Below are 9,799 nucleotides of genomic sequence, written 5' to 3' on the forward strand. Positions count from 1 at the left end.
GGGGGCCGATTGCCAATACGCAGCTGTACATTGTGAGTGACAACCGGCAGCTGCAGCCGATCGGGGTCGCGGGTGAACTGTGTATCGCGGGGGACGGTCTGGCCCGGGGGTATCTGAACCGGCCGGAGCTGACGGCGGAGAAATTCGTCGACAACCCGTTCGAGCCGGGTGAGCGGATGTACCGGAGCGGGGATTTGGCGCGATGGCTGCCGGACGGCAACCTGGAGTACCTGGGCCGGATCGACCAGCAAGTGAAGATCCGCGGGTACCGGATCGAGTGCGGGGAGATTGAGGCGCGGCTCATGGCGCATGCGCAGATCCGCGAAGCGGTGGTCTTGGCCCATGAGGACGAGCAAGGGCAGGCGTACTTGTGTGCGTATCTCGTAAGTGACGCGGCTGTTCCGATTACAGAACTACGGGCGCACCTGGCGGCACAGCTGCCGGATTACATGATTCCGTCCTACTTTGTGAGCATGGATGGAATCCCGTTGACTGCCAACGGCAAGGTGGACCGCAAGGCGTTGCCGGCGCCGGAAGCGGCTCATACCGGCAGCGTATACGAAGCGCCAAGCACGCCGACGCAACGGCAACTGGCAGAGATTTGGCAGGAAGTGCTGGGGGCGGAGCAGGTCGGCGTCCACGATAACTTCTTTGTGCTGGGCGGCGACTCGATCAAGGCGATCCGTCTGATCAGCCGGATGAACCGTGACATGGAGGCGGATCTCCCGCTAAAAGAGCTCTACCTGCATCAGACCATCGGAGAGCTGGCCGGGCTTTTGGCGCAGGAGTATGAGCCGAACCGGCAGCTGGAATCGGGGCGGGAGATGCTGGAGCAGATGAAGCGGCGCATCATGGTGGATCCCGAGCAGTTAAAGCACCTGCCAGAAGATTGCGAGGATGTGTATCCGCTTAGCAAAATTCAGCAGAGCATGGTGTTCTACTCCAGATTGCGGCCGGAGGAGCCGATCTACCACGACCAGTTTGTGTATCATTTCAAAATCGTGTCAGTGGAACAGTTTGCCGAAGCACTGCAGCGGTTATCTGACAAGCATCCGATTCTGCGCACCACCTTCGATCTTAAGCATTTCGAGGAAGAGGTCCAGATCGTGCACGCCCGGATCGTGCCAGCCCTTTCGGCGGAGGATGTCTCTTCACTTGGCCGGGAAGAGCAGGAGCGCGTTATCCGCACGTATATTGAGCAGGACCAGCGCCACTTGTTCCGCTTCGACGGCGAGGTGCTGTGGCGAGTTCGGTTGTTCCGGCTGAATAGCCAGCATGATTATTGCATGGTGTTTACGTTCCACCATGCGATTCTGGACGGCTGGAGCGTGGCTTCCTTCCAGCAGGAGTTTGAAGACATTTATCATCAGCTGCTGCAGGGAAACCCTGCGGAGGTTAAGCCGCTGCAAAGCAGCTATAAGGATTATGTGGCCATCAACCGGTTCCGGGAGAGCGACGAGGAGAGCCGGCAATATTGGATCAGCGAATTGGCGGGGTATACCCGTAATAAGCTGCCGTTTAACTACGCAGGCAAGAAGAGGGAACGCGGGGCAGTCAGCAAAATTTATCGCAGGCCATTGAGCAGCACGCTGCTGGGAGCCTTGAAGCGGCACGCGAAGCGGTACGGTTGTACCGTCAAGGAACTGTGCTTGAGCGCGCACGTATATTTGCTGGGTATCCTGACGACGGAGGAAGAGATTGTCACGGGCGTGGTCAGCCACGACCGGCCGCCAGTCGAGGATGCAGATAAAGTGCTGGGCTGCTTCCTGAATACGGTGCCGATCCGCATGGGGGTAGCACATGAAGTGTCCAAGTCGGAACTGGTGAACCGTACCAAGCAGCAGCTTGCACACATGAAGGCGCATGAACTGTTTTTGGTCGATATCGCCCATGCGATCGGCGATGTATCGAGCCCGTCGGTCAACCCGATCTTCGATACGCTGTTTAACTATACGGATTTCCATGTGCTGGAGGAGATGGGGCCGAGACAAGAGTTGGTATCGGAGACGGCGGCGCTGAGCTTGGAAGCAAACGAAATGACAAATACGTGGTTTGATCTGGAAGTATCGCAGTACTTTGACAGGCTGAACATGCAGATCAAATATACGCCGGCTTATTTTGAGGACCGGGAGATCGAAACGGCGTTTGCCTGGTACGAACGAATCCTTGAGGCCTTGTGTGACGTGGAGAACGATCTCTTGTCGATGGAGCATCTGATGACGGCTGCGGAGCGTCAAGAGATCGTGTACGAATGGAACCGAACGGATACGCCGTACGCAGTAGAGAAGACGCTGCATCAACTGTTCGGGGAACAAGCAGCGAGGACGCCGGAGCGACCGGCTGTAAGCTGGAACGGCCAGCAGCTGACCTACCGGGAGCTGGACAAGCGGTCGAACCGGTTGGCGCGGCTGCTGCAGGCCCAGGGGGTGAACGTCAATGATCATGTCGGGCTGATGACTGGCCGGGGCTTTGAGATGATCATTGGCATGCTGGCGATTCTGAAAGCTGGCGCGGCGTATGTACCGATGGATCCGGACTATCCGCAAAGCCGGATCGCGCATATGATCAGCCATGCGGGAATAAGCGTCGTTGTCGCCGATCAGGCGTATGCAGAAATGCCTGCGCAAATCATCGACAGCCGGGACCCTTCGCTGATCGGGCATTCCGGTGAGGCGCTTCACCTGGCCAAAGTTTCGCACGAGCTGGCTTACATTATTTACACCTCGGGTTCCACCGGAGAGCCGAAGGGCGTCATGATAGAGCATCATTCGGCCGTGAACTTGGTCAGCTGGGTCAATCAGGAATTTGGCGTTCATGAGGAAGATCGGCTGCTGTTCATCACGTCGATGTGCTTTGACTTGTCGGTGTATGACATTTTCGGACCGCTGGCGGCAGGCGCCCGGATTGTGATTGCAGACCGGGAGCAGGTGCAGGATCCTAAGCAGATGCAGCAGCTGCTGGAACAGGAAGCCATTACGATTTGGGACTCGGTGCCGACGACACTGAACCATGTGCTGCATGGTCTGGAGGAACAGGAGAAGGGCATCCGTCAGCAGGCATTGCGTCTGGCGCTGGTAAGCGGGGACTGGATTCCGGTGAATTTGGCGGTGCGAGCGAAGGCAGCCTTCCCGAACGTCCAGGTGATTGGACTTGGGGGTGCGACGGAAGCCACCGTATGGTCCAACTACTATCCGATCCGGGAAGTAACGGCGGATCAAACAAGCATTCCGTACGGCAAGCCGCTGGATAACAACACCTTCTACATACTGGACGCCAATCGGCATCCGGTGCCGTACGGGGTGGCCGGCGAGCTGTATATCGGGGGAGTAGGCGTAGCCAAAGGATATATGAACGATACGGCGAAGACCAGCGCATCGTTTATGACGAATCCGTTTGTGCCGCAGGGACGGATGTACAAGACGGGAGATATGGGTCGGATGCTGCCGGACGGCAATATGGAATTTCTGGGGCGCCGGGATCATCAGGTGAAGATCCGCGGCTACCGTGTGGAGCTGGGCGAAATCGAGAGCCAGCTGCTGAAGCATGAGGCGGTCCGCGAAGCGGTGGTGATCGACCGGGAGGATGCCGCGGGCGGGAAATACTTGTGCGCTTACGTGGTGCTGCAGGAGGAGACGGCATCGGCGGACATTCGGGAGCATCTCGGGCGGACGTTGCCGTCCTATATGATACCGGGGTACATGATCCGGATGGAGCGCTTGCCGCTGACGCCTAACGGGAAGCTGGACCGCAAGGCGTTGCCGGAGCCTGAGGCAAGAATGGATTCGGAAGAACGGTATGAGGCAGCGAGTAATGAGACGCAGCGGAAGCTGCTCAGGATTTGGCAAGACGTGCTTGGCATAGAGAACATTGGGGTGAGCGACGACTTTTTTGCAATCGGAGGACACTCCTTGCGGGCGACCGCGCTGGTGACCAAGATCCAGAAGACGATGAACGCAGAACTGACGCTGCAGGATGTATTCCGCCTGCCGACAGTCAAGGAGCAGGCGCAGAAGATCGAAGGGATGTCGAAGACGGCCTACAGCGCCATCGAACCGGCGGCACCACAGGCGTCGTACCCTCTGTCTTCGTCGCAGCGGCGGCTGTACGTGCTGCATGAGATGGAGCCGGAGAGCACGCGCTATAACATGCCGGGCGTGGTGGAACTGGCCGGGAGGGTGGACCCGGACCGGCTGGAGCAATCGATTCGCTCGGTCATCGCCCGTCACGAATCGCTGCGCACGTCGTTCATGTGGATCGACGGCGAAGCGAGACAACGGATACATGAAGACGTGACGCTGGAATGGGTATGCCGGGATGCGGATGAAGCGCAAGCGAGAGAACTTACCCGGAACTTCGTGCGGCCGTTCGCGCTGGACCAGGCACCGCTGCTGCGGGCCGGACTGCTGCGGTTTTCGGAGGAGCGCCATTGGCTGATGTGGGACATACACCATATCGTGTCGGACGGCGTGTCGATGAACCTACTGGTGTCGGACTTCATGGCGGCGTATGGCGGCGTGGAACTGGCGCCGCTTCGGATTCAGTACAAAGACTACGCGGTATGGCAGCAAGGTACGCTCGAGGTGGAGCAGATGAGAGCGCATGAGGCGTACTGGCTGTCGGCTTATGCGGAAGAAACGCCGGTGCTGGAACTGCCGACCGACCGGAGGCGTCCAGCGGTGCCCAGCAGTGAAGGCAGGCAGGTTCATGCGCAGATCAGCGCGGACGTAGCCGAGGGGCTGAAGCAGATTGCCGCAGAGACCGGAGCGACGCTGTACATGGTGCTGCTGGCTGCCTATAACGTGTGGCTGCACAAGTACACGAGGCAGAGCGACATTGTGGTCGGGACGCCGGTGTCGGGGCGGACGCATGGGGATACGGAGCCGATGATTGGGATGTTCGTGAACACGCTGGCGCTGCGGAATGCCCCGTCCGGAGACAAGCGGTTTATGGATTTCCTGCGTGAGGTGAAGGAGCGGACGCTGGCGGCATTCGAGCACCAGGACTATCCGTTCGAGGAACTGGTCGAGAAGCTGAACGTACGGCGCGATAGGAGCCGTAACCCCTTGTTTGACACGATGCTGGTGCTGCAGAACATGGAGCAATCGATTCTTTATTTAACTGATATTGAGGTTCGCTCCGTTGAACAAGATATTTTGACAACGAAGATGGATCTGACGATGATTGTTGCCGAAGTCGAACAAGGCCTTCAATTATCTTTGGAGTACAGAAGGGATTTATTTGAGTATGGGACGGCAGCGAGACTGCTTCAAGGATTCTGTGAACTTATCAAAGCCACGGTAACCGATCCTTCCGTTTGCATTAAAGAATTAAAGATGGAACTTTTTCCACAGGAAAAAGAAGAAGAGGAAGACGAATTATTCGATATTATTTATTTTGAATAACAGGGTCTGTTGTATTACTAGGGTTAATCTTCGGTAACATCTCAATTGGTTACAGAATTCTAGTTCCAGCCACGGAAAGCTTCAGACCACTGGTTTGGCAGTTGATCTGGAAAGAAGCTGGAACTAGAATTCACAAAAATCAATTTCTAATTTTGCCATATGTATAACTTTAATAAGTGAAAAAGTAAATATATAAACTTTATTGATATTATTGGACTTCAATATAATGAGGTGTTGCATTTGTATAAAATGGCATTTATATTTCCGGGCCAAGGCTCGCAATATGTTGGGATGGGTCAAGCTTGGCATTCAGCATATCCAATTGCACGGGAATTGTTCGAAATGGCCAACGATGCTCTTGGTTTCGATCTTAAAAAAATTTGTTTCGAGGGAAATCCGCAAGAACTTAAAAAGACGGAAATTGCCCAACCCGCAATTTTAACCGTAAGTTTGATTGCTTATCGAATCATACTTCAAGAGGTTGAAATTCAGCAGCCCGTCCTTGCGGGTCATAGTCTTGGAGAGATATCGGCATTATGCGCAGCGGAAACTATATCGTTTGCCGACGCAGTCAAGCTAGTGCATGCCAGAGGGAAATATATGCAGGAAGCGGTGCCGGAAGGCCGGGGCTTGATGTATGCCGTGGTTGGACTTTCATCAGAGCAAGTGAAAGAGATATGCAGGAAGATTTCACTAAATACAGGGGCCGTCGTGCCATCTAACTATAATGCCAGCAATCAAACGGTAATATCCGGGGTAAAAGGCGCGGTGGAAGAAGCGGTGATTTCCATGAAACATGCAGGCGCGCAAGTTATACCGTTAAAAGTCAGTGCTCCCTTTCACAGTCCGCTCATGGAACCGGCCGTTGCTCCGTTTCGCGCATTTTTGAACGGACTTACATTTCAGCCTTTGCGGCACACAGTTGTGTCGAATGTTACGGGGGACTTTTACAGCAGTGAACAGGATATTATTCCATTGCTCTCTGACCAATTAATAAAACCGGTTTTGTGGACGGCTTGCATGAACAGGATGGCTGCTCTGCCCGTTCATGCATTTATCGATACGGGGCCTCGTGAAACACTTGGGCCGCTTCTGAAGGAAGCTTTTCCGGAAGCGAAGGTGTATGCAATAGACTCCGTCCATTCGGCTATGCAGGATTGTCTTGACAACCTGAGGTCAGATCGGGAAAGAAGCCGTCTAAGAGGCAGGAGGAAGGTAATAGATAAATGCTTATCTATTGCCGTATGCACCCAAAATCACAATTCAAATGCGGATGAATATCAAAAAAATGTGCTCGAGCCTTATAAGATGATTCAGAGAATGAAGGAAGAAGTAACGGTTGCCGGAAAGGAACTGACATTAAAGCAAACGGAGAACGTTCTACAGCTGCTTGAGACTATTCTTAGAGGTAAGAAGCTGCCTGCCGATGAACTGAATCTGCGTATGGAGCAGGCGATTAACGAAACAGGTATGCCCGGTTTATTTCATGGAATTGCTGAGGTTACCCAATGATTGGAGGTTCAACAATGGATTCTTTAACCGTTAGGCTTATGGCTTCCAGCGGTAAATACTCGGAGGCCGTTGATTATTGGCTGGAGCAGCTTGCGGAATCCTCCGCACCGACAACCCTCTCCCTAGGCAGAGAGAACGGTATAGCCGGCCCGTCGTTCCGGCAGGTGGAGCAGCAGCTTTCGAAGGAGACCTTACATCAAGTAGAGTTGCTATCTAAAAACTCGGAACAGGCAATGTTCATGGTCTTAATGTCCGGAACGCTGTTGTTTCTTTCCCGGTATCTGAATCTTGCAGATTTATTAGTAGGTATGCCTCCACTGAAAAAAAAAGGAAGCGAAGAAGTGGCTTCGGCTGTATTGCCGATTCGAATTCAAGTGGACTCTGAGAGTACTTTCAGGGACGTACTGCTCCAGGTGCGCAACGGCTTAACGGAAGCCGCCAAACATCAGAAATTCCCCCATCCTTACATAGCCGAGAAAATCGGGCTGCCTATGAACGGTAACGATTTATTGCGTTTCGGTACGATTGTTTCACTTAACAGCATTCACCAAACGATAGACCCTCTTCTCTCTGAATGTCTCATACACATATTTTTTCAAAAGAAGGACGACGCCCTTTCCTTTGTACTGCATTATGATGCAAGCCGCTATGCCCATGAGAGTCTGATCAGGTTAAAGCAGCAGCTTGCTTACTTCCTTGAATTAATAATGGAACAGAAGAACACGCCGCTTGCCCAGATTGATATGGTTTCGGATCAGGAGAGGCAAGAGCTGCTGCACGGGTTCAACGACACAGCGGCGGCGTATCCGCGGGAAGCGACGATCCGCGGGCTGTTCGAGGACCAGGTGAAGAAGACGCCGGATGCTGTGGCAGTCGTGTACGGGGAACAGCAGCTGACCTATGCAGAGCTGAATGCGCAGGCAAATCAGCTGGCGTGGACGCTGCGCGGGCAAGGTGTGGGGCCGGAGTGTATCGTGGCCATCCTGATGGAGCGCTCTTTGGAGATGCTCGTCGGGATGCTCGGCATTCTGAAGGCCGGCGGGGCGTATTTGCCGATCGATCCGACCTATCCAGCCGAGCGCATCGCCTATACACTGGCGGACAGCGGGACGCAGTGGCTGGTGACGACCCGTGCCGCCGAGCTTCAGACCCCGGCGTTACCGTTCGCGGGATGCCGGGTATATGCCGGAGAAACTGCCTTAGAAACAGAGCCGGTGCAGGCGGAGAACCCGCCGCAGGCGACGAAACCGAACGATCTGGCGTACGTGATTTACACCTCAGGAACGACGGGAAAGCCGAAAGGGACGATGATCACACACCGGAACGTAGTGCGGCTGTTGTTCAATGACCGCATGGCTTTTGATTTCAACGAACGGGACGTGTGGACGTTGTTCCACTCGTATTGCTTCGATTTCTCGGTATGGGAAATGTACGGAGCGCTGCTTTATGGGGGCAAGCTGGTTGTTGTGCCGCTGATGACGGCGAGGGACCCGGAGCAGATGGTGCGGCTGCTGCGGCAGGAGCGGGTGACGGTGCTAAACCAGACGCCGAGCGCATTCTGTGCGTTGTCAGAGCGGGAAATGGAAGAGGCGGACGCGGAGCTCTGCGTGCGGGCCGTGATCTTTGGCGGAGAAGCGCTGGCGCCGGGCCAATTGCGGGAATGGCGACGGAAGTATCCCCATACGGAATTGATCAACATGTACGGGATCACGGAAACGACCGTGCATGTGACTTATAAGAAGCTGACAGAAGCGGAAATCACAAGCGGCGGCATCAGCAACATCGGCAAGCCGCTTCCAACGCTGCGGGCCTATATTCTCGGCGAAGGGCAGCAGCTGCAGCCGATCGGGGTCGCGGGTGAATTGTGTATCGCGGGGGACGGTCTGGCCCGGGGGTATCTGAACCGGCCGGAGCTGACGGCAGAGAAATTCGTCGACAACCCGTTCGAGCCGGGTGAGCGGATGTACCGGAGCGGGGATTTGGCGCGATGGCTGCCGGACGGCAATCTGGAGTACCTGGGCCGGATCGACCAGCAAGTGAAAATCCGCGGCTACCGGATTGAGTGCGGGGAGATCGAGGGGCGGCTTCTGGCGCATACGCAGATCCGCGAAGCGGTGGTCATGGCCCGCGGGGACGAGCAAGGGCAGGCGTACTTGTGTGCGTATCTCGTAAGTAACGGGGCTGTTCCAGTACCGGAGCTGCGTACACACCTGGCGGCACAGCTGCCGGATTACATGATTCCGTCCTACTTTGTGGAGCTGGAGAAGCTGCCGCTAACCCCTAACGGCAAGGTGGACCGTAAGGCGCTGCCGGCACCGGACCGGGAGACGTACAGCAAAGGCTATGAAGCACCGCGGACAGCCCAGGAAGCCTTGATGGTATCGGTTTGGCAGGAGGTTCTGGGCATCAAGCGGATGGGCGTCAAGGATTCCTTCTTCGAGCTGGGCGGGGATTCGATCAAAGCCGTTCAGATCGCCGCGCGGCTGCGGGGGCATGGGCTGCACTTGGGGATCCGCGATCTGTTCCGGTATCCAACGATCCTGGAGCTGTGCCCTTATGTGCAAACGTTGGCGCACAAGATCGATCAGCGTCCGGTCGAAGGCGAAGTACGATTAACTCCGATCCAGCAAGGGTTGTTTGAGCGGTCGCCGCAGCTGCCGCACCATTATAATCAGGCAGTCATGCTGCATCGCCGGGACGGATTCAACGAAGTTATTCTGCGCCGTGTGTTTGAACGGATAGCCCAGCATCATGATGCGCTGCGGATGAGGTACCGGGAAGAAGCGGGGGGCATCGTGCAGTGGAGCCGCGGGCCTCAAGAGGCGAGTTTCGGGCTGGACGTGATCGACTTGCGCGGGGAAACCGCGGTGGATACACGGATTGCG

General features: G+C 55.5%; 2 protein-coding genes and 1 pseudogene. All 3 read left to right on the forward strand.

Features of this window, described 5'->3' with window-relative positions:
* Positions 1 to 5 precede the first annotated feature (5 nt).
* Positions 6 to 5,402: pseudogene (locus AC3WT9_RS34470) on the forward strand (amino acid adenylation domain-containing protein); the annotation flags it as partial.
* 249 nt (positions 5,403 to 5,651) lie between these two features.
* Positions 5,652 to 6,914 carry an ACP S-malonyltransferase gene (fabD, locus tag AC3WT9_RS34475; RefSeq protein ID WP_341091323.1) on the forward strand — a complete coding sequence of 421 codons (1,263 nt, stop codon included), beginning with the start codon at positions 5,652 to 5,654 and terminating at the stop codon, positions 6,912 to 6,914.
* A gap of 14 nt (positions 6,915 to 6,928) precedes the next feature.
* Positions 6,929 to 9,799 (forward strand): non-ribosomal peptide synthetase (locus AC3WT9_RS34480; RefSeq protein ID WP_492408957.1); only part of this gene is annotated, 2,871 nt, incomplete at its 3' end.

The sequence above is a fragment of the Paenibacillus sp. EB106-06-01-XG199 genome, from assembly GCF_058791575.1.

What these genes read in the sequence shown, in the direction of transcription:
- fabD (WP_341091323.1), top strand. Translation starts at nt 5,652, where the DNA reads ATGGCATTTATATTTCCGGGCCAAGGCTCGCAATATGTTGGGATGGGT.